Genomic DNA, 21,640 nt, shown 5'->3' with positions numbered 1-21,640 from the left:
AGCGAATTGTGATTGCAGTGTCCCGCAAGGGGCTTAAAATCGCGTCGATATGAACTAAGTTAGAGGTTCGGATATCTGGCCCGACCGAGTGAAGAAACAACCAGTGCCAAGTCGGAATGCGATAGCTTCTGCCGGATGATTTGAGGAATGAACGAAATGATCGCTGAGCCGATCCGGATGCAAAACAACAGCGAAAGGAACGGGGAAAACGGAAATCGCGGGACCTCGGTGATTACACGCACCAAGCCCAAAACCAAAAAGCCCAACCTATACCGCGTGCTGCTTCTGAATGACGACTATACGCCCATGGACTTCGTGATCCACATCCTGGAGCGTTTCTTTCAAAAGGATCTAGAAAGTGCCACCCGCATCATGCTTCATGTCCATAACCACGGCGTGGGCGAGTGCGGGATATATACATATGAAGTAGCCGAAACGAAGGTGAGCCAGGTGATGGATTTTGCCCGGCAGCACCAGCATCCGCTGCAATGTGTTATGGAAAAGAAGTGAGGATCTGAACGTGCCAACATTTTCGCCTAGTCTTGAGAAGGCGCTGCATCAGGCACTGACCTACGCGAACGAGCGGCATCACGAGTATGCCACGCTGGAACATCTGCTCTTGGCGCTGTTAGACGACGCCGATGCCGCAGCTGTCATGGGCGCGTGCAATGTTGATCTCGACGCGCTCCGTAAGACTCTGACTGAATACGTCGATAATGAACTCTCCAACCTGGTCACGGGCTATGATGAGGACTCGAAGCCGACTTCCGGCTTCCAGCGAGTCATCCAGCGCGCCGTGATCCATGTACAATCTTCCGGCCGCGAGGAAGTGACGGGCGCCAATGTTCTCGTCGCGATTTTCGCGGAACGTGAAAGTCATGCTGCCTTCTTCCTGCAGGAGCAGGAAATGACCCGCTACGACGCGGTCAACTACATTTCTCACGGCATCGGCAAGCGCCCGGGTTCCTCCCAGACTCGCACGCCGCGCGGTGCCGAGGATACCGAATCCGAAAGCAAGCCGACCTCCCGCGGCGAGCAGGAGGAAGGTAACAACAAGAAGCAGCAGGATGCCCTGAAGGCCTATTGCGTCAACCTCAACGAGAAGGCCAAGAACGGCAAGATCGATCCGTTGATCGGCCGTCACTCCGAGGTTAACCGCACCATCCAGGTACTGTGCCGCCGCTCGAAGAACAATCCGCTCTATGTCGGCGACCCCGGCGTGGGCAAGACGGCGATTGCCGAAGGCCTTGCCAAGCGCATCGTCGAGGGCAAGGTTCCCGAAGCCCTGGCCGATGCCACGATCTTTTCGCTCGATATGGGCACGCTGCTTGCCGGCACTCGTTATCGCGGCGATTTCGAAGAACGCCTGAAGCAGGTCGTCAAGGAGCTCGAAGAGTATCCGGGCGCCGTGCTGTTCATCGACGAGATCCACACCGTCATCGGTGCGGGCGCCACCTCCGGCGGCGCCATGGATGCATCGAACCTGCTGAAGCCGGCTCTTTCCTCGGGTGCGATCCGTTGCATCGGTTCGACCACCTACAAGGAATACCGTCAGTTCTTCGAGAAGGATCGGGCGCTCGTCCGCCGCTTCCAGAAGATCGACGTCAACGAGCCGAGCATCGAGGATGCCATCGAAATCATGAAGGGCCTCAAGCCCTATTTCGAAGAGTATCATCACCTGCGCTACTCGAACGACGCCATCAAGTCGGCTGTCGAACTGTCGGCTCGCTATATCTCCGACCGCAAGCTGCCGGACAAGGCGATCGACGTCATCGACGAAACCGGTGCCGCGCAAATGCTGCTGCCGCCGTCGAAGCGTCGCAAGCTGATAACCGAGCGTGAGATCGAGGTTACGATCGCGACCATGGCTCGCATTCCGCCGAAGACTGTTTCCAAGGACGACGAGATGGTTCTCGCCAACCTTGAGCAGGAACTTCGTTCGGTCGTCTACGGCCAGGATACGGCGATCGAAGCGCTCTCGACCTCGATCAAGCTGGCTCGTGCCGGCCTGCGCGAACCGAACAAGCCGATCGGCTGCTACGTCTTCTCCGGCCCCACGGGCGTCGGCAAGACGGAAGTCGCCAAGCAGCTTGCATCCTCGCTGGGTGTCGAGTTGCTGCGCTTCGACATGTCGGAATATATGGAGCGCCATACGGTCTCCCGCCTGCTCGGTGCACCTCCCGGCTATGTCGGCTTCGACCAGGGTGGCCTGCTGACCGACGGTGTCGACCAGCATCCGCACAGCGTCGTCCTGCTCGACGAAATCGAGAAGGCGCATCCGGATATCTTCAATATCCTGCTGCAGGTCATGGACCATGGCGCGCTGACCGACCACAACGGCAAGAAGATCGACTTCCGCAACGTCATCCTGATCATGACGACCAATGCGGGCGCTTCGGAAATGGCCAAGGCCGCTATCGGCTTCGGTTCGTCCAAGCGCACGGGCGAGGATGAAGAGGCTCTGAACCGCCTGTTCACGCCGGAATTCCGCAACCGTCTGGATGCGGTCATTCCCTTCGCGCCGCTGCCGACGACGGTCATCCACAAGGTCGTGCAGAAGTTCATCATGCAGCTGGAAGCGCAGCTTTCCGAACGGAACGTTACCTTCGACCTGCACGAGGACGCCATCGCCTGGCTGTCCGAGAAGGGCTACGACGACAAGATGGGCGCCCGTCCGCTGGCGCGCGTCATCCAGGAAAACATCAAGAAGCCGCTGGCGAACGAGATCCTCTTCGGCAAGCTGAAGAAGGGTGGCGTCGTCACAGTCACGGTCGGCAAGAAGGAAGACGGGTCGACCGGCATCCTGCTCGAGGCTATCGCGGACACGGCTCCGATCCGGCCCAAGCCGGAAGCCGAGGTCGGCGATGCGCCGTCCGAAGTGGACGTGGATGACGGCGATATCGTCAAGACCCGCAACCGTGTCGGCAAGGCCGCAACGGCAGCCGCTACCCGTCGCTCCGCCAAGGCTGCGGCATCAGGCGACGGCGACGACGCCGAAGCCAAGTCGCCACGCAAGGGCGGCGGCATCGTGCCGAAGGTTCCGCGCAAGTAGTCGCCGACTGGCACTTTGAGAAAAACGAAACGGCTGCATTGGAGACAATGCAGCCGTTTTCATATGCTTATGCTGATGAGCTAAGAAGGCGCTAGAGATTAGTATAGTCGATTTCGAGAAAGGACTCGACTTCGGGCATCCAGCGATCACGCACGAAGGCGACATGATCGGGATGGGCGTTATAGGCGTCGTAGCCCGCCTGGTCATCGAACTCCATCGAGAAGCCGAAGGTAAAGTCGTTCTTCGGGCTGGTCTGCCGAAGCTGCTCGAACTTGCGGACGCTCGCTATTTCCCTGAGAACGAGCGCATCTTTGAGAAATCCGGCCTCCTCGATCGAGCCGGCCTCATGTTTCAGGCGAAAGGCGACTGTGTGGCGAATCATGTGCCTCTCCGGTTCAGGCCAGCGCTTCGATGATCTTCCTGGCGTTTTCCGCCAGCACAGCACCATCCTCCATTTTGCCCGAATGCGGCTTCAGCGCGACGCCCTCGAGGCGTGGGATGACGTGGAAATGCAGGTGGAACACGGTTTGGCCTGCGGACGGCTCGTTGAACTGGGCGATATAGACGCCGTCGGCGTCGAAAGCTTCCTGAACCGCGACGGCAATCTTCTGGACGACCGTGATCGCATGCTGCAAGGCAGCCGGATCGGCGTCGAGAATGTTGCGGGAGGGCGACTTCGGCAGAACCAGCGTATGGCCCGGCGACTGCGGCATGACGTCCATGAAGGCGACGGTGTGCTCATCCTCGTAGACACGATAAGACGGGATCTCGCCTTTGAGGATCTTCGCGAAGATGTTGTTGCTGTCGTAGGCAGGGCTGGTCATCCGGTGTCTCCTCGTCTTCCGTTTTCGGTAGTGCTGAACGGCTAGATATCCTGCCGTTCGCCTTTGCGGAAGGGGCTGTGTTCGGTGAGGATTTCGCTCATTTCCTCCACCTGTTCCCGCTCATGCTGCAGATAGTCGGCAACGGCGCGCCGCAGGCCCTGATGACCGATATAGTGTGCGGAATGCGTGATGACGGGAAGATAGCCCCGCGCCAGCTTGTGCTCGCCCTGCGCGCCGGCCTCGACCCGCTTCAGCCCCTTGCTGAGCGCGAAATCGATCGCCTGATGATAGCAGACTTCGAAATGCAGGAAGGGATGATCCTCCACGCAGCCCCAATGGCGGCCGTACAGCGTCTCGCCGCCGATGAAATTGATGGCGCCCGCGATATAGCGGCCTTCGCGCTTGGCCATGACAAGCAGGATGTCATCCGGCATGCGCTCGCCGATCAGCGAATAGAATTTGCGGGTTAGATAGGGACGGCCCCACTTGCGGCTGCCCGTATCCATGTAGAAGGCGAAGAACTGGTCCCATATGCCTTCGGTGAGATCGCTGCCGGTCAGCCAGTCGATGCTGATGCCATGCTCGAGCGCTGCGCGTCGCTCCTTTTTCAACGCCTTGCGTTTGCGCGACGCCAGCGTCTCCAGGAACGCGTCGTGATCGGCATAGCCCTCATTGATGAAGTGAAACTGTTGGTCGGTGCGATGCAGATAGCCGTCGCCTTCGAAGACCGATGCTTCGTCTTCGGGCAGGAAGGTGATGTGCGCGGAGGAAACGCCGAGCTGTCGGGTGACTTCCTTCAGGCTCTCGGCAAGCGCCGGCTGCAGGACGCTTCGGTCCTGTCCCTCGGCCACGAGCAGCCGTGGCCCGGTGGCGGGCGTGAAGGGGATCGAGCATTGAAGCTTCGGATAATAGCGGCCGCCGGCGCGCTCGAAGGCGTCGGCCCAGCCGTGATCGAAGACATATTCGCCCTGGCTATGGCTCTTCAGATAGCCAATGATGGCGCCGACCAATTCGCCGCCCTCGGTCTCGAGCAACAAATGGTTGCCGAGCCATCCCGTCTTGTCGGTCGCGGAGCCTGATTCCTCCAGCGAGGACAGGAAGGCGTGCGAGACAAAGGGATTGTACGGCAACACGCTGCCGTCTCTGGACGCCCCGGCCAGCTTGGACCAGCTCTCCGGGGCGATGTTCTTGAAGGATCGTTCGACTCGAATGGATAATTCGTCTGTCATCAAGTTCTTGCGCTAAGAAGGAAGGGAGGGGCTCTCACCGCTGCGCCATAAGCCCCGACGGGCATGTGTTGCAGGCGCAACGGCAATTTGGGTTTGCGCAAAGCCTCTCCTTCAATCGATCCCGATTTATGAGGCCAGGCGCGGATCAAAACCTTCGAAGGTCATCTGGTCTGCATTGGCAAATGTATGTTTGCGGGCCGCTTCGTCGCGCACGGTCCAGGTGATGACTGGAATACCGCGCTGGCGCTGCGCCGTGATGAAGGGGTTCGGCAGGTGGCCATAGAAGTACGAGATGAAGTCTAGCCCAAGATGCATGGCTTCGTCATGCTGAAAAAACGTCTCGGGCTTGTCTCCTTCAGCCGTGAGGCCGACCGGGTAGGGTGCTTCCAGTGCCTTGAGATCCCGGAGCAGCCAATGGTCGAAGCTCATTAGCGCGACATGACCCTTGTAGCCTTCGAGCGCCTCGAGAACGGATTCCGCAAAGCCTTCGTCATCGCCTTCGCGTCCCTTGAGCTCCAATACGAGCGGCACCTTGCCGCCGCAGAGCTGCAGCAGCTGCTTCAGCGTCGGGATCTTGTCCTTGGTGCCGCCGATCGACAGCAGCCCGAGTTCAGCCGAGGTGCGCTCGCGCACTTCGCCGGGCAGGTTGCAGACCCGCTGCAGATCGTCGTCATGGAAAACGACCGGCACGCCGTCCGAGGCGTAGTGCAGGTCGCACTCGATGGCAAAGCCCGCCTCGATGGCACGGCTGAAGGCCGAGAGCGTATTCTCCCAGACCTGCCTGTTCATGTCATGGTAGCCGCGATGGGCGACGGGACGCTCGGTCAGCCAGGCAAGCTTGCTCATTATGCGATTTCCAGAATGGCATCGATTTCAACGGCGGCATTCAGCGGCAGCGCAGCCATGCCGACGGCGGCGCGGGCATGCTTGCCCGCTTCGCCCAATACATTTGCCAGAAGATTCGACGCGCCGTTGATCACAAGATGTTGTTCGACGAAATCCGGTGTCGAGGCGACGAAGCCGTTCAGCTTGATCAGCCGCTTGATCCGGCCGAGATCGCCGCCGAGCGCCGCTTTTGCCTGGGCGAGAATGTTGATGGCGCAGAGCTCGGCCGCACGCTGGCCGCCGGCGACGTCGACATCCTTGCCGAGATGGCCCGTCACGCCGATCTTGCCGTTTTCCATCGGCAGCTGCCCCGACAGATAGAGAAGATTGCCGCTGATGACATAGGGAACATAGTTGGCGGCCGGTGCTGCCGCCTGCGGCAGAACGATACCAAGTTCCTTCAGGCGACCTTCAATAGCGTCGGACATTTTCATCTCCCGTTTTGTTGTAAAAACTTCAAAAATCCGGCATCAAGACTAAATTCCGTCACTTAGGATCGGCAGCCTCGTTTCAGCCGAAAGCGTTCTTATAACATCGGATGCGAGTCCAACAGGAGATAATGAATGTTCCGCTCGAGTCTTGCTGCCGCCGTTGTTTCGGGGCTGGGCATTCTGTCACTGGGGACACCTGCGGCGCACGCAGCAGGTCCGAGTGGGCTGATCGCGCATCGTGCCGTCTATGATCTCGAGCTGAAGGATGCCTCCGATCGCTCCGGCATTTCCGGCATGGTCGGGCGCATGGTCTATGAATTCGAGGGCTCCGATTGCACGGGGTTTACCACCAATTTCCGCTTCGTGACGAAGATCGACACCGGTGATTCCACCCGCGTCAGCGACCAGCAGACGACAACCTTCGAGGATCTCAGCAAGCGCCTGTTTCGCTTCGAGACCAAGTCCTATACGGACAACCAGCTCGACAAGGATGTGCGCGGCGCTGCGAGCGACGACCAGAAAGGCATCAAGGTCGATCTGACGGAGCCGCACAACAAGCAGGTGGAACTCATCCAGAGCCGTTTTCCGACGGAGCACATGCTCGACATCATCCACAATGCCAAGCTCGGCAAGAATTTCTTCGAGGCGCAGGTCTTCGATGGTTCCGACGACGGCGACAAGCCTCTGATCGCAACCACCGTCGTCGGCAAAGAGCAGCCTCCCGCCACCGACGATCCCGATGCCGACAAGGCCGGCGCCTTCGCCAAGACGTCCTTCTGGCCTGTGACCGTCGCTTATTTCAACGAGAAGTCCGTCGGCGACGCCACGCCGGTCTATCGCATGTCGTTCAAGCTCTACGAGAATGGCATAACGCGCGACCTCACCATGGATTACGGCGACTTCGTGCTGACCGGCAAGCTTACCAAGCTCGAAGTTCTCGATACGAAGGCCTGCCAATAGGCCCCATGCAGGGTTGTGCCCTAAACATAAAGCTACCGTCATAAAACTGTGATCCAAGTTTCACTATCGTGTGAAACGATTGGCGCGTGTGGGTGAGTCTGTTTTCTGCCCGCGCCGATCTGGAATTGTAGTGGGGCGCGCGGGGGAGTGATCGTCTTGGGGGCGATTGGAAATATTTGCGGTCGGCTCCGTGTTTATGGACAGGAAAGCACGACCTATGAGCAATGCCGATATCTCCACCGGTTCCAATGGCACATTGCCGGTCGTCCCTGATCCGGCGGAAATCGCCCGCATCGGGGATAGAATCGATCTGAGCGACCGGGCCGGCATTTCGGTCTACGGCGATCGTGCCCAGCAAGCCGTTTCCGACTATTCCGACCGCATCCTGCGCGAGGTTCGTAATCGCGACCTCGGCGAAGTCGGCAAGCTGCTGACCGATATCATCGTCAAATCGAAGAAGCTCGATCCGGCCTCCCTGAAGGACGAGGGTTTCCTGTCGCGGATGTTTTCCTCGTTCAGGGCAAGGCTCGAGCGCTTCAAGGAGCAGTTCGAGGACGTGGCGGGCCAGATCGATCGCATCGGGCTCGAGCTCGATCGTCACAAGGACATCCTGCGCCGCGACATCGCTCTTCTGGATGACCTGCATGAAGAGACCAGGCAATCCATCGTGCAGCTCGACGCATACGTGCAGGCCGGCAAGGATTTTGCCGAACGTTTTCGCGCGACCGAGCTGCCCCGTCTGAAGAGCACCGCCGACGCGGCCTCCGCCGGACCCGGCGGCGGGATGCTGGAAGCGCAAGTCTATCAGGACAGTCTGCAGGCACTCGACCGGCTGGAAAAGCGGGTTTTCTATCTGCAGCAGGCCCGCCAGCTCGGCATCCAGCAATTGCCGCAGATCCGCATCGTGCAGGCAGGCGACGAAACCCTGATCGAAAACCTGCAGGCGACCTCGGCGCTGACCGTGCCGGCCTGGAAGCAGAAGATGGTGATCCTGCTCGGCCTGACCCAGCAGAAGTCCGCGCTCCATTTACAGAAGACTGTCACAGACGCCACCAACGACATGATCCGCCAGGCATCGAAAATGATGAAGGACCAGGCGATCGCCATCGAACAGCAGTCGCAGCGCGGCATCGTCGATATCGATACGCTCGCCGCCGCCAACCGCGACCTGATCGACACGATCAATGGCGTTCTGAAGGTGCAGGAGGATGGCCGCGCCAAGCGGGCGGAGGCCGAGCAGCGAATGCAGAAGATGACGATTGAGCTTAAGAAAGCGATGATCGAGGCGCGGTGAACTCATGAAGATCCGCACTTTCGTTACCGGGCTGACGCTGGCTGGAGCACTTGCGCTGAGCGGCTGCGATGTCGGCGGGCAGGGCCCGAAGTTCGCCATCGTTTCCGGCTCGGAAAACACCGTGCTGCAGCCGATCGTCGACGAGTTCTGCAAGGAAAAGAAGGCGACCTGCAGCTTCTCCTATGAGGGCACGCTGGATATCGGCCTCGCCCTGCAGAGCGAGCGGGGCGTCGAACAGGATGCCGTCTGGCCGGCATCGAGCGTCTGGGTCGACATGTTCGATGCCAAGCGCCGGGTGAAGTCGCTGACGTCGGTGGCGCAGATGCCGATCATCCTCGGCGTGCGCAAATCCAAGGCGGAGGCGCTCGGCTGGGTCGGCAAGCCGGTCTACATGAAGGACATATTGGCGGCGGTGAAGAGCGGCTCGCTGAAGTTTCTCATGACCTCGGCCACGCAATCCAATTCCGGCGCCAGCGCCTATCTCGCCATGCTGTCGAGCGCGCTCGGCAACAAGCCCGTCATCGAGCCCGGCGATCTCGACCAGCCGGAGGTTCAAGGCGCGGTGCGCTCGCTGCTTGCCGGTGTCGAGCGCTCCTCTGGCTCCTCGGGCTGGCTTGCGGATCTCTATACGGAGTCCGCCGGCAAGGGCGTGCTCTACGATGCCATGTGGAACTACGAGGCAGTGCTGAAGGAAACCAACGACAAGCTTGCGGGGATGGGCAGGGAACCCCTTTACGCCATTTATCCGGCCGATGGCGTCGTCGTTGCCGATTCGCCGATCGGCTTCGTCGATCACGGACGGGGACAGGAGGTCGAGAGCTTCTTCAATCAGCTCGTGGAATATCTGCGGTCCGCGCCGGTGCAAAAACGCATCGCCGATACCGGCCGCCGCATTCCTCTGGGAGATGTCGCCGCCAAACCGGATCCGACGTGGAATTTCGATCCGACGCGGCTGGTGACCGCCATCCGGATGCCGGAGCCCGCCGTGATCCGCCAGGCGCTCGATCTCTATCAGGTGGCCTTGCGCAAGCCGTCGCTGACCGCTCTCTGCCTCGATTTTTCGGGCTCGATGGCGGGCACGGGCGAAGAGCAGCTGCAGGCGGCCATGCAGTTCCTGTTCAATCCGGATGAGACCGGCAAGGTGCTGGCGCAGTGGACGCCGGCCGACCGCATCATGGTCATTCCCTTCGACGCCGATGTCCGCACGACCCTTGAGGCGACCGGAAGTCCCGAGCAGCAGAAAGCCCTGGTCGGCAAGGTTTCGCGCCAGCGCGCCGGCGGCGGCACGGATATGTATGCCTGCGCAAGCCGTGCTCTTGACTGGATGAGGACCACGCGGGACCTGTCATCCTATTTGCCGGCGATCGTCATCATGACCGACGGAAAGTCTGATGACGCCAACCATGATTTCATGAGCCGATGGGCATCCGTGAGCCCGCATGTGCCGGTGTTCGGGATCACCTTCGGCGACGCGGACAAGCGTCAGCTCGATGCCCTCGCGAAGGAGACCTCGGCACGAGTCTTCGATGGCCGCGGCGATCTGGTCAGCGCATTCCGGGCAGTGCGCGGCTATAACTAGGACGAGAATGCGCAACTGGTTCGGCAATGACTGGAATTGGATCGTGGCGGGGCTCGCCGCCGCGCTCGTCGTTCCTGCGCTCAGCTTCCTTGCCGGCATGCCGATATGGATGGCGGCGCTCATCGGTGTTTTGGTCTTCGTCGGTCTGATTTTCGGGCTCGCCCCCAAGCGCCTGTTCGAAGGGCTGGATGCGAAGGCTATCGGCAGGGGACGCCTGGAGTTTGCCCGCGACCTGTTGAGCACGGCCGCACCCGCAGCCCGGAGACTGGAGGCGTCGGCCGCCGAGATCGCCAGCAAGGAAACGGCGAAGCGGGTACGCCATCTGGCGGAAATCGCCGCCGACGTCTTTGCCAAGGTGGAAGCCAATCCGGAAAGCGCCGGCACGGTGAGGCGGTTCCTCAGCTACTATTTGCCGCGTGCGGCCGAGGTGGCCGAGGGATTCGCGGTCATCGAGGCGAAGCGCCTGCCGGATGCGGAGCGCCTGCAGGAGGTCGGCCTCGTTCTCGCCAAGCTGGAGGACGCCTTCGTGCATTATTCCGATAGCCTGGTCGAAGACAGGCTCGATACGCTTGATACGGAGCTGCGCCTCATACAGGCCTCGCTCAAAGAGGATATAGGACGCTGATGGCCATTTCCCGCCGCGCTTTTGGAGTAGGGCTTCTTGCCGCCGGGGTCGCCGGGACCGGAGGCTATTTCGCGGTCAAGGATCGGCCGGAACTGCAGGGGCTCCTTGGCAACCGGACGAGGCTCTTCGGCTTCATCGGCGGCGAGAAGGAGGCGTTCCTCGCCGACGAGGATGTGACTGCGGCCCTGCACGGTCACGGGCTCGAAATCAACAGCCGCGTTGCCGGCTCGGTCGAGATGGTGCGCGAACAGGCGCTTCTGTCGCAGAACCCGGCCTTCCTCTGGCCCTCCTCGTCGATCATGGTCGATATCGCCCGGCAAGGCGGCATCAAGATCCGCAACGACCGCGTCATCCTCAACACGCCGGTCGTCGTCTATTCCTGGCAGCCCGTCGTCGAAGGATTGACCAAGGCGGGTCTCGTTACCACGACGGCGGAGGGACAGCACCAGCTCGACCTCAGGGCGCTGCTGGATGCGGTGCTTGCCGGGACGAACTGGTCGAAACTGGGTGTCGGTTCGCTCTACGGCCAGGCACGCATCGTTTCGACCGATCCCAATCGTTCCAACTCCGGCTTCATGTTCGCCGGCCTGGTGCTGAGCCTGCTGAGCGGCAACGTGGCGAGCGCCGATGGCCTGGCGCAATTCGGAGACAAGACACAGGCCATCTTTCGCAACATGGGCTTCAAGTCGTCGTCGTCGGGCAAGCTCTTCGAGCAATATCTGGCCGGCGGCATCGGCGGGGAGCCGATGATCGTCGGCTATGAGAATCAGCTGGTGGAGTGGATCATCGCCGATCCGCAGCGTTGGAAGAGGATCCAGGCCGGCAACGGCGCCAAGCCCGTGGTGCTCTATCCGCACCCGACCGTCTATTCCGCCCATCCGCTCATCGCCATCGATGAGCAGGTAGACCGTATGATCGAGGCGCTGACCAGCCCGCGATTGCAGGAGCTGGCCTGGACCAAGCACGGTTTTCGCGGGCCGCTGGGCACGGCGACCGGTGATGCCGACAGCGCCATTGCCGGTCTGCTGCCGGCTGAAATCGACGCCGTATTGCCGATGCCGGATGCCAATGTCATGCTGGCGTTGCTCGATAAACTCGCTAGCTGAGGGCGCAGAGCGATTATTTTCGGCCCAAAAGCCTTGCATTCCAAGCGAATCGAATGTAAGGGCACCCGCATTCCACACGTAAGGCATGGGATTGTCCGGGAGAAATCCGGATTTTTCCGCCCGGTGGCATTCTCGAAGAGGGTGCTGTTCGCCTTGCGGAGGTTCAACCGGAAAAGGATACAAAGGCATGGCATTGCCCGATTTTTCTATGCGCCAGCTTCTCGAAGCAGGTGTTCACTTCGGCCACCAGACGCACCGCTGGAACCCGAAGATGAAGCCGTACATTTTCGGCGATCGTAACAACATCCACATCATCGACCTCGCGCAGACGGTTCCGCTGCTGAGCCGCGCCCTGCAGGTCGTCAGCGACACCGTTGCCCGTGGCGGCCGCGTTCTGTTCGTCGGCACCAAGCGTCAGGCTTCGGAACTGATCGCCGACAGCGCAAAGCGTTCGGCTCAGTACTACGTCAACGCCCGCTGGCTCGGCGGCATGATGACCAACTGGAAGACGATCTCCAACTCGATCCAGCGTCTGCGCAAGCTCGACGAAATCCTCTCCGGCGAAGCCCAGGGCTTCACCAAGAAGGAGCGTCTGAACCTCGAGCGCGAGCGCGAAAAGCTCGACAAGGCCCTCGGCGGTATCAAGGACATGGGCGGCACGCCGGACCTGATGTTCATCATCGACACCAACAAGGAAAAGATCGCGATCGACGAAGCCAAGCGCCTCGGCATCCCGGTCGTCGCCATCATCGACTCGAACTGCGATCCGGACCTGATCGACTATCCGATCCCGGGCAACGACGACGCCTCGCGCGCCATCGCTCTCTACTGCGACCTGATCTCGCGCGCTGCCATCGACGGCATCGCTCGCCAGCAGGGTGCATCCGGCCGTGACCTCGGTGCTTCCGAGGAAGCCCCGATCGAGCCGACCCTGGCGGACGGCACCGAAGCCTGATCGCGCCTGGCGGCGGGCAGTAGACTGTCCGCCCAAGCGCAATGACATCCGGGATAAGGCCGTTTGCGACTTCAACAAGTTCGAGCGGCCTTATCGCGTTTTGCACAACGCCTTGCCCGCTGCATAATTCCATAAATCGGAATCGATTTGAGGGTAGAATTATGCAGCAGATTTAAAGCGCTACAGCGACCTTTGTGCGTCACCCGTGACGCACGACGCTGTAGGCGGTAAATCCAGGCTTGTTCCAATCAAGAATTCCACAGTATGACGCAGCTTCATAACGCTGTCATACTTACGGGTACATTTCGTCCCTCAAATCGGTGCCGCTTCGGCTCAAAACCGCATGCCGCACCGTATGAACCGACAAAGAGGAAGCTTATGACCGAGATTACGGCTGCACTGGTGAAGGAACTGCGCGAAAAGTCTGGCGCAGGCATGATGGACTGCAAGAAGGCGCTGACCGAAACCAACGGCGACATCGAAGCCGCGATCGACTGGCTGCGCGCCAAGGGCATCTCCAAGGCCGACAAGAAGTCTGGCCGCACCGCCGCTGAAGGCTTGGTCGCCATTGCCGGCGCCGGTCACAAGGCCGTTGTCGTCGAACTCAACTCGGAAACCGACTTCGTTGCCCGCAACGATGCCTTCCAGGACCTCGCTCGCGGCATCGCTGAAGTTGCGCTGTCCACCAACGGCACCGTCGAAGCCATTTCGGCTGCGACCTATCCCGCATCCGGCAAGCCGGTCGCCGACACCATCAAGGATGCGATCGCAACCATCGGCGAGAACATGACGCTCCGTCGTGCGGCCAAGCTGGAAGTCGAGCACGGCGTCGTGGCGACCTACATCCACAACGCTGCCGGCGACGGCATCGGCAAGCTCGGCGTTCTGGTCGCCCTGAAGTCGCTCGGCGACAAGGCCGTTCTGACGTCGATCGGCCGCCAGGTTGCCATGCACATTGCTGCGACCAACCCGCTGGCCATCCGCGCCGAAGAAGTCGATGCTGCCGTCGCAGAGCGCGAACGCAACGTCTTCATCGAGCAGTCCCGCGAATCCGGCAAGCCGGAAGCTATCATCGAAAAGATGGTGGAAGGCCGCATGCGCAAGTTCTTCGAGGAAGTTGCTCTTCTCTCGCAGGCTTTCGTCATCAATCCGGACCTGACGGTCGCTGCTGCCCTCAAGGAAGCTGAAAAGACCGCCGGCGCACCGATCGAAGTCGTCGGCATGGCCCGTCTGCTCCTCGGCGAAGGCGTCGAGAAGGAAGAAACCGACTTCGCTGCCGAAGTTGCGGCTGTCGCCAAGGGCTGATCGCCGAAAAGAAACATATCCCGGATTGGTGAAACCATATCAGGGAAAACGTATGGGCATCGCGTGACAACGCGGTGCCCTTCGTGTATCCGGCTTTCACAATCATTCCCCGGTGATCACTTCAAGGAGCTACCATGACCCAGCCGATCTACAAGCGCGTGTTGCTCAAGGCCTCCGGTGAAGCTCTGATGGGCAGTCAGGGATTTGGCATCGACGTTACCGTCGCGGACCGCATTGCGTCCGACATCGCGGCGGCGCGCGCCATGGGGGTCGAGGTCGGTGTCGTGGTCGGCGGCGGCAACATATTCCGGGGTGTCGCCGTGGCCTCCAAGGGCGGAGACCGCGTGACCGGTGACCACATGGGAATGCTCGGAACCGTCATCAATGCGCTGGCGCTGGCAACCTCGCTGCGCAAGCTCGACATCGAGACCGTCGTGCTCTCGGCCATTTCCATGCCTGAGATCTGCGAAAGCTTCTCGCAGCGCGCCACGCTCTATCATCTCTCGCTGGGGCGTGTCGTGATCTTCGCCGGCGGCACGGGAAATCCGTTTTTCACCACCGATTCGGCGGCCGCGCTGCGCGCCGCGGAAATGGGCGCACAGGCCATATTCAAGGGCACACAGGTCGACGGGATCTATTCCGCCGATCCAAAGAAGTTCCCCGATGCGGAGCGCTTCGACCATCTGACCCACAGTCAGGTGCTCGAAAAGGGGCTGGCCGTCATGGACGTCGCCGCCGTTGCGCTTGCGCGGGAAAACTCGATTCCGATCATCGTCTTCTCCATCCACGAGAAAGGCGGGTTCGCGGAAATCTTGACCGGCGGCGGCCGCAAGACCATCGTATCAGACAACTGACATTCCTGTGGCGCCGGGTGAGACCGGCGTCGCCTTGTTACAGGGGAGCATAGACATGAGTGAAGCCACCGATCTCAAGGAACTGAAGCGTCGCATGGACGGCGCCATTGCGGCCTTCAAGAGCGACATCGCCTCGCTGCGCACCGGGCGCGCATCCGCCAATATTCTGGATCCGGTCACGATCGAAGCCTATGGCTCGCGCATGCCGCTGAACCAGGTTTCCAATATCACCGTGCCGGAACCGCGCATGCTGACCGTATCGGTATGGGACAAGGCGATGGTCGGCGCCGTCGAGCGCGCCATCCGCGAATCCAATCTCGGCCTCAACCCCATCATCGATGGCCAGAACCTGCGCATCCCGCTGCCGGAGCTCAACGAGGAGCGCCGCCGTTCGCTGGTGAAGGTTGCCCATGAATACGCGGAAAAAGCGAAAGTGGCGATTCGTCACGTCCGCCGCGATGGCATGGACGGCCTCAAAAAGGCCGAAAAGGACGGCGTAATCGGTCAGGACGAGAGCCGCTCTCTCTCCGAACGTGTGCAGAAGATGACGGATGAGACGATTTCGGAAATCGACCGCTTGCTAGCCGATAAAGAAAAGGAAATCATGCAGGTCTAATCGTATGCCGGGGAGTGTCGCGCTTTCGATTTGACAATATTGAAAGCGGCGATGGCGCCCTAGATTACGAGACCAGAGCATCCTTCCGCCGAACGAAACCGGACCCATATGTCAGATCCTACGTTCTCTGTCGTACCCGAACATGTTGCCATCATCATGGATGGCAACGGTCGCTGGGCCAATGCGCGCGGCCTGCCGCGCACCATGGGCCATCGCAAGGGCGTGGAGGCCGTTCGCGAGACGGTGCGGGCAGCCGGCGATATCGGCATAAAATATCTGACGCTTTTCGCCTTCTCCTCCGAGAACTGGCGCCGACCCGAAGCGGAGGTGAGCGATCTGCTCGGCCTCCTCAAGGCGTTCATCCGCCGCGATCTTGCCGAACTTCATCGGCAGAACGTGCGGATCCGCGTCATAGGCGATCGCAGCAGCCTGCGCGGCGACGTCCTGCCCTTGCTGCTCGAAGCGGAAGAGACCACCAGGAACAACACGGCCCTGACACTGGTCATAGCTTTCAACTATGGCTCGCGTGACGAGATCACGCGCGCCTTCGCAAGCCTCGCAAAAGACGTGGAGGCCGGGCGTTTGCGCCCGCAGGACATCACCCCGGACCTGGTCGATGCCCGCCTGGACACCGCCGGAATTCCCGATCCCGACCTCATTATCCGCACGAGCGGCGAGGAGCGGCTCTCGAATTTTCTGTTGTGGCAGGCAGCCTATTCCGAATTCATGTTCGTGCCGGACTACTGGCCGGACTTCAGCCGTGATCTCTTCTTTTCCGCGCTTGAGAAATATGCTGCGCGCGACCGGCGCTTTGGCGGCCTTTCCGCCAAGCAGGCGGCGGCCGTGGGGTCCTGATGAGTCGTGAACTCAGGCTGCGCATTGTTTCCGGCATAGTCCTTGCCGTCATCGTTCTCGCCGCCACCTGGTTCGGAGGCCTCGGCTTTCGCTTTCTGGCGGCGGCCATCGGTCTTCTCGTCTACTACGAATGGTCGACGATAACCGACCTGCACGGTCGCGATCCGCAAGGCAACGCCCTCGGATGGCTCGGGCTTGTCCTGATCGCCGGCGCGACGGTCCTGAGCGAATCCGTCTATTCCATCGAAGTCCTGGCCGCCTTTGTCGTCGTAACGGCGGTCATGGTCGGCGTTCGCGGTAAAAGCTGGTGGCTGCCGGGCGGCATATTCTATGCCGGATTGACGGCGATCGCACTTGCCGAGATTCGGGATGACGATCTGCGCGGCTTCGTGCTGATGCTGTTTGTCTTCGCCACGGTATGGGCAACCGATATTTTCGCCTATTTTGTCGGCCGCGCCATCGGGGGACCGAAGCTTGCCCCGCGCATATCGCCGGGCAAGACATGGTCGGGTGCGATCGGCGGCGCCATCGCGGCTGTCATCGCGGGAACGGCTGTCGTCTGGAGCTTCTTTTCTGCCGATGATCTGAGGATTCCCGTCCTTGCCCTGGTGCTGTCCGTATGCAGCCAGATCGGCGATTTGTTCGAGTCGTTCATCAAGCGCAAGTTTGGTGTGAAAGACTCCAGTCATCTGATTCCCGGCCATGGCGGCGTGATGGATCGGGTCGACGGACTAATTTTTGCTTGTTTTGCAGCGTTTTTGTTGGCTATCGTAATATCGCTGACAATGAGCGGCGAGACCTTTTCATTGGGCGGCGTTCTGCTCGGGGTCTGAAATTAACACGAACAGGATCGTTGCATGGGTAGCGCGGCTGGCTTCATCGGTTTCTTGACGAACAACGTCATCACGTTTGTCTTCGTCCTGTCGCTGCTCGTTTTCGTGCACGAGATGGGTCATTATCTGATCGGCCGTTGGTCTGGTATCCGGGTCATGGCCTTCTCGATCGGCTTCGGCCCGGAGATTGTCGGATTTACCGACAGCCACGGCACGCGCTGGAAGCTTTCCCTCATCCCGCTTGGCGGTTACGTGCGATTCTTCGGCGACGAGGATGCCTCCAGCAAGACCGATGTGGATCAGCTCTTGGCCATGACGGACGAGGAGCGCGCCCAGTCCTTCGCCGGAGCCAAGCTCTGGAAGCGGGCTGCAACGGTCGCCGCCGGTCCGATTGCCAATTTCCTTCTCGCCATTGCCATCTTTGCGGTGCTTTTCAGCATCTACGGCCGCACCGTCGCCGATCCCGTCGTTGCGATGGTGACGCGCGACGGCGCAGCCGCCGAGGCCGGTATCGAACCGGGCGACCGCCTCGTTGCCATCGACGGCTCCAAGGTATCCACGTTCGACGAAGTGCAGCGCTATGTCGGTTTGCGGCCCGGCCGCACGATCGTGCTGACCGTCGAGCGCGACGGTCAGAATCGCGACTTCCGGATCGTACCGAAGCTCATCGAGGACACCGATCAGTTCGGCAACAAGATGGAAATGGGCCGCATCGGTATTGCGCTCGTCGATCCGGTCGTGACTGCGGTAGAGCAGGGTGGTCCGGCGGCAAAGGCCGGCGTGCAGGCCGGGGATCGCCTGATCGCGGTCGATGGCAACAATGTTGCCACCTACTACGATATCGGTCGTTACGTGGCCGAGCGCCCAGGCAAAAGCATCGTGCTGACGATACAGCGCGACGGCGTGATCCGCGATTTCCCGATTGTGGCCGAGACGCTGGTCGATACGGATGCATCCGGCGACAAGAAGGATGTCGGCAGCATCGGCATTGCGCCGATCGATCCGCTGGTTGCGTCGATCGCGTCCGACAGCCCGGCTCAGGCGGCGGGTCTGGAAATCGGTGAACGCGTTCTTTCTGTGGATGGACGGGATATCGGTTCCATCGGCGAGGTGCAGCGCCTGGCCGCGGCGCACGCCGATAAATCCATGACGCTGACGGTCAAACGCGACGGCCAGACGCGCGATGTCACGGTGACGCCGAGGAAGTCCGAGGAGACGGATGTCTTTGGTGCGCAGACGGAGATTGCCTCTATCGGCATCACGGATGGCCAGACGCCGATCAAGCTGCGTTACGAAGCATACGGGCCGTTCAGGGCGCTTGCCGAAGGCGTGAAGCAGACCGGCAGCATCGTCTCCGGCACTTTCGAATATATCGGCAACGTCATCGGCGGATACATGAAGGCCGATCAGCTCGGCGGTCCGATTCGGGTTGCGCAGTTGTCCGGGCAAATGGCAACCCTGGGTTTCTCCGCGGTGCTACAATTTGCAGCCATACTTTCTGTTTCAATAGGGTTATTAAATTTGATGCCGGTGCCGGTACTTGATGGCGGGCATCTGATGTTCTATGCGATTGAAGCCGTAAGGGGAAAACCTCTGGGTGCACGGGCACAGGATATCGCTTTCCGGATTGGATTTGCGATGGTGCTCTCGCTCATGGTGTTTGCGACCTGGAACGATATTAGTTCCCGGATAGGCTAGTGGGGCAACGAGAGAGGAAATTACGATTTATTTACGATGTTTCAAAGCTGTAGTGGCGAATGAGCCACGCTTTGAAATGAAGTAAACAGAAATTAACGTGCTCCCTTGCTTGTATGTCAAAAGCGGGTAAAACGACACACGTGGCCGGAATCGGGTTCGCTCGGGGCTGGGGACGATTGAAAAAAGGTAAGAAGTGAAATGAAGGCTGGTTCAAGATTTTTGAACGCAGTGTCGGCGGTAGCGCTGTCTGCTAGTGTTGTTGCGTCGGGCGCTGGTGTTGTCACCCTTGCCTCTGCCTCAGTCGCGGAAGCAGCTGTCATTCAGCGGGTTGACGTTCGTGGTGCTGAACGTGTCGGCGAGGCTGCTGTTCGGGACAATATCACGATCAAGCCCGGTAAGAGCTTCTCCCCCGGTGACATCGATGCTTCGGTAAAGCAGCTCTACGCGACCGGATATTTCTCCGATGTCCACATTACCGTTTCGGGCAGCTCCCTGGTCATCTCGGTCAAGGAAAACAAGCTGATCAACGCCGTTGTCTTCAACGGCAACCGCAAGATCAAGGACGACAAGCTCGAAGGTATCGTTCAGACCCATTCCGCGGGTCCGTACAACGAAGCGACCGTCCAGGCCGATATCAAGACCATCAAGGATGCCTACGCCTCCATCGGTCGTAACGACGTGCAGGTGACGACGCAGACCGCCGAGGTTTCGCCGGGCCGCCTCAACGTGGCTTTCGTCATCAACGAAGGCGATCGCACCAAGATCGACAAGATCAATTTTTCGGGCAATCAGGCCTATGGCAGCGGTCGCCTCGCTTCGGTCATCAGCACCAAGAAGAGCAACTTCCTGTCGTTTCTGACCCGTAAGGACGTTTACAGCCCTGATCGTCAGCAGGCCGACCAGGATGCCCTGCGTCAGTTCTACTACAACCATGGCTATGCCGACTTCCGCATCGTCAGCGCCGACGCGACGCTCAACGAGCAGAACAACGAATACACGCTGAACTTCAATGTCGATGAAGGTCCGCGCTACACCTACGGCGACATCAACGTCATCTCGACGGTCGACGGCGTCAATGCCGACGAGCTGAAGGGTCTTGTTATCACCCACAAGGGTGACGTCTACAGCGCCAAGGACATCCAGACCTCGATTGAGAATATTTCCAAGCGCGTGGCATCCGCGGGCTATCCGTTCGCTCGCATTACGCCGCGTGGCAACCGTGATCTGTCCGGTCACACCATCGGTATCGAATACCTGGTCGATCAGGGCGAGCGCGCCTATGTCGAGCGTATCGAAATCCGCGGCAACACCCGCACGCGCGATTACGTCATCCGCCGCGAATTCGACCTCAACGAAGGCGATGCCTTCAATCAGGAAATGATCACGCGTGCCAAGCGTCGCCTTGATGCGCTGGGTTACTTCACCAAGGTCGACATCACCACGGCGCAGGGCAGTGCTCCGGATCGCGTGGTCGTTATCGTCAACGTCGAAGACCAGCCGACCGGCTCGTTCGGTATCGGTGCCGGTTACGCCGTCGGTAACAATGGCGGCCTGCTGCTCGAAGCATCGGTCGAGGAAAAGAACTTCCTCGGTCGCGGCCAGTACATCCGTATCGCCGCTGGTGCCGGTACGGAAGGTAACCGTACCTACAACATCTCGTTCACCGAGCCTTACTTCCTCGGTTATCGCCTGGCTGCCGGTTTCGATATCTTCAAGAACCAGACGTCGAGCGACGATTATTACGACTATTCGGAAGAAGGTTTCTCGCTGCGCGTTACCGCGCCGATCACCGAGAACCTGGCAACGACGCTGCGTTATAACTACAAGCGCCTGACCTATGACGGCACGAATGATTGGCAGGACAATCTTTCGGCTCCGTACCTCAACCTCGTTGAGAACGGTCCATGGGTGCAGTCGACGATCTCGCAGACGTTCACCTACAACACGCTGGACGATCAGAATCTGCCGCGTGAAGGTCTGATTGCCAAGTTCACGCATGAATATGCGGGTCTCGGCGGCGACTCCGATTTCTACAAGCTGAGCGGCAAGGCCCGTTACTACCAGATGATCAGCGACGAAGCCGATATCATCGGCTCGCTGACGGTCGGTGCCGGTTACGTGATGCCGACGGATGGCAAGCTGAACGTCTTCGATCAGTTCACCCTCGGTGGCCGTGAAATCCGTGGCTTCGAGAATGCCGGTATCGGCCCCCGTTCGTCGCATGGCGACCCGCTCGGTGGTACGACCTACGTGACCGCTTCGGCTGAAGCGAGCATGCCGATGCCGGGTGTTCCGCAGGATATCGGTCTGCGTATCGCAGCCTTTGCCGATGCGGGCACTCTCTACGGCAACAAGGCGGATCTCTTCGGCGATACGCTTCATAACGACAGCTCGATCCGCGCCTCGCTTGGCGCGGGCCTGATCTGGTCGTCGCCGTTCGGTGTCATCCGCGTTGACTATGCTGTGCCGGTTCTCAAGGAAGACTACGATAAGGTTGAGAATTTCCGGTTTGGCATCGCCAACCAGTTCTGATATCGGC

Annotated in this window: 20 protein-coding genes; 15 read left to right on the top strand and 5 right to left on the bottom strand. The window is 60.1% G+C overall.

Going from position 1 to position 21,640, the window contains the following annotated elements; genetic code table 11:
* Nucleotides 1-156 precede the first annotated feature (156 nt).
* Both clpS and clpA read left to right on the top strand, forming a co-directional pair.
* Entirely contained in the window at nucleotides 157-510 is a 354-nt protein-coding gene (clpS, locus tag ACQZ6J_RS26400) for an ATP-dependent Clp protease adapter ClpS (RefSeq protein WP_113358042.1), read from the top strand.
* A 10-nt stretch (nucleotides 511-520) separates the two neighbouring features.
* Nucleotides 521-3,052, top strand: coding sequence for an ATP-dependent Clp protease ATP-binding subunit ClpA (clpA, locus tag ACQZ6J_RS26395; protein WP_163985884.1), 2,532 nt, complete (start codon nucleotides 521-523; stop codon nucleotides 3,050-3,052).
* 91 nt (nucleotides 3,053-3,143) lie between these two features.
* Here clpA and ACQZ6J_RS26390 read toward each other — a convergent pair whose 3' ends face one another.
* From ACQZ6J_RS26390 to ACQZ6J_RS26370, 5 genes are all read right to left on the bottom strand, one after another.
* Complete coding sequence (locus ACQZ6J_RS26390; protein WP_449086291.1) at nucleotides 3,144-3,434, bottom strand: Dabb family protein; 291 nt, start codon at nucleotides 3,432-3,434, stop codon at nucleotides 3,144-3,146.
* 13 nt (nucleotides 3,435-3,447) lie between these two features.
* A complete protein-coding gene (locus ACQZ6J_RS26385; RefSeq protein WP_163985882.1) occupies nucleotides 3,448-3,876 on the bottom strand; it encodes an HIT family protein in 429 nt (142 codons plus the stop codon).
* Nucleotides 3,877-3,917: 41 nt separating this feature from the next.
* On the bottom strand, nucleotides 3,918-5,105 hold the full coding sequence (locus ACQZ6J_RS26380; protein ID WP_449086290.1) for a GNAT family N-acetyltransferase: 1,188 nt from the start codon (nucleotides 5,103-5,105) through the stop codon (nucleotides 3,918-3,920).
* 126 nt (nucleotides 5,106-5,231) lie between these two features.
* Nucleotides 5,232-5,951 carry a glycerophosphodiester phosphodiesterase gene (locus ACQZ6J_RS26375; RefSeq protein ID WP_449086289.1) on the bottom strand — a complete coding sequence of 240 codons (720 nt, stop codon included), beginning with the start codon at nucleotides 5,949-5,951 and terminating at the stop codon, nucleotides 5,232-5,234.
* A complete protein-coding gene (locus tag ACQZ6J_RS26370) occupies nucleotides 5,951-6,418 on the bottom strand; it encodes a RidA family protein (RefSeq protein WP_092715564.1) in 468 nt (155 codons plus the stop codon). Before ACQZ6J_RS26370 ends, ACQZ6J_RS26375 begins: the two co-directional genes overlap by 1 nt.
* A gap of 135 nt (nucleotides 6,419-6,553) precedes the next feature.
* On the opposite strand from ACQZ6J_RS26370, the gene ACQZ6J_RS26365 reads away from it, so the two are divergent.
* The 13 genes from ACQZ6J_RS26365 (at nucleotide 6,554) to bamA (ending at nucleotide 21,633) form a co-directional block, all read left to right on the top strand.
* Nucleotides 6,554-7,381, top strand: coding sequence for a cell envelope integrity EipB family protein (locus tag ACQZ6J_RS26365; protein ID WP_449086288.1), 828 nt, complete (start codon nucleotides 6,554-6,556; stop codon nucleotides 7,379-7,381).
* A 217-nt stretch (nucleotides 7,382-7,598) separates the two neighbouring features.
* Nucleotides 7,599-8,675: a toxic anion resistance protein gene (locus tag ACQZ6J_RS26360; RefSeq protein ID WP_449086287.1), complete on the top strand. Its 1,077-nt coding sequence runs from the start codon at nucleotides 7,599-7,601 to the stop codon at nucleotides 8,673-8,675.
* A 4-nt stretch (nucleotides 8,676-8,679) separates the two neighbouring features.
* The gene (locus ACQZ6J_RS26355; RefSeq protein WP_449086286.1) at nucleotides 8,680-10,254 is read left to right on the top strand and encodes a substrate-binding domain-containing protein; all 1,575 of its coding nucleotides are present in this window, start codon (nucleotides 8,680-8,682) and stop codon (nucleotides 10,252-10,254) included.
* A gap of 7 nt (nucleotides 10,255-10,261) precedes the next feature.
* Complete coding sequence (locus tag ACQZ6J_RS26350) at nucleotides 10,262-10,879, top strand: 5-bromo-4-chloroindolyl phosphate hydrolysis family protein (RefSeq protein WP_449086285.1); 618 nt, start codon at nucleotides 10,262-10,264, stop codon at nucleotides 10,877-10,879.
* On the top strand, nucleotides 10,879-11,985 hold the full coding sequence (locus ACQZ6J_RS26345; protein WP_449086284.1) for a hypothetical protein: 1,107 nt from the start codon (nucleotides 10,879-10,881) through the stop codon (nucleotides 11,983-11,985). The genes ACQZ6J_RS26350 and ACQZ6J_RS26345 overlap by 1 nt, the downstream gene beginning before the upstream one ends.
* 187 nt (nucleotides 11,986-12,172) lie before the next feature.
* A complete protein-coding gene (gene rpsB, locus ACQZ6J_RS26340; RefSeq protein ID WP_092845161.1) occupies nucleotides 12,173-12,940 on the top strand; it encodes a 30S ribosomal protein S2 in 768 nt (255 codons plus the stop codon).
* Between the two features lie 378 nt (nucleotides 12,941-13,318).
* Complete coding sequence (gene tsf, locus ACQZ6J_RS26335) at nucleotides 13,319-14,245, top strand: translation elongation factor Ts (protein ID WP_163985874.1); 927 nt, start codon at nucleotides 13,319-13,321, stop codon at nucleotides 14,243-14,245.
* 134 nt (nucleotides 14,246-14,379) lie between these two features.
* Nucleotides 14,380-15,099 (top strand): UMP kinase, encoded by a 720-nt coding sequence (pyrH, locus tag ACQZ6J_RS26330; RefSeq protein WP_163985873.1) that lies wholly within the window; start codon nucleotides 14,380-14,382, stop codon nucleotides 15,097-15,099.
* A gap of 55 nt (nucleotides 15,100-15,154) precedes the next feature.
* On the top strand, nucleotides 15,155-15,715 hold the full coding sequence (gene frr / locus ACQZ6J_RS26325; RefSeq protein WP_449086283.1) for a ribosome recycling factor: 561 nt from the start codon (nucleotides 15,155-15,157) through the stop codon (nucleotides 15,713-15,715).
* A 108-nt stretch (nucleotides 15,716-15,823) separates the two neighbouring features.
* Nucleotides 15,824-16,570 (top strand): isoprenyl transferase, encoded by a 747-nt coding sequence (locus tag ACQZ6J_RS26320; RefSeq protein ID WP_449086282.1) that lies wholly within the window; start codon nucleotides 15,824-15,826, stop codon nucleotides 16,568-16,570.
* Nucleotides 16,570-17,403, top strand: coding sequence for a phosphatidate cytidylyltransferase (locus tag ACQZ6J_RS26315; protein WP_449086281.1), 834 nt, complete (start codon nucleotides 16,570-16,572; stop codon nucleotides 17,401-17,403). Before ACQZ6J_RS26320 ends, ACQZ6J_RS26315 begins: the two co-directional genes overlap by 1 nt.
* A gap of 24 nt (nucleotides 17,404-17,427) precedes the next feature.
* Nucleotides 17,428-19,101, top strand: a complete 1,674-nt coding sequence (gene rseP, locus ACQZ6J_RS26310) for an RIP metalloprotease RseP (protein ID WP_449086280.1) — start codon at nucleotides 17,428-17,430, stop codon at nucleotides 19,099-19,101.
* A gap of 198 nt (nucleotides 19,102-19,299) precedes the next feature.
* On the top strand, nucleotides 19,300-21,633 hold the full coding sequence (gene bamA / locus ACQZ6J_RS26305) for an outer membrane protein assembly factor BamA (protein WP_163985868.1): 2,334 nt from the start codon (nucleotides 19,300-19,302) through the stop codon (nucleotides 21,631-21,633).
* Nucleotides 21,634-21,640 lie beyond the last annotated feature (7 nt).

The sequence above is a fragment of the Rhizobium sp. A37_96 genome (genome assembly GCF_053521765.1).
The sequence above is the reverse complement of the archived record's forward strand: the minus strand, read 5'-3'. Positions and strand labels throughout refer to the sequence as shown.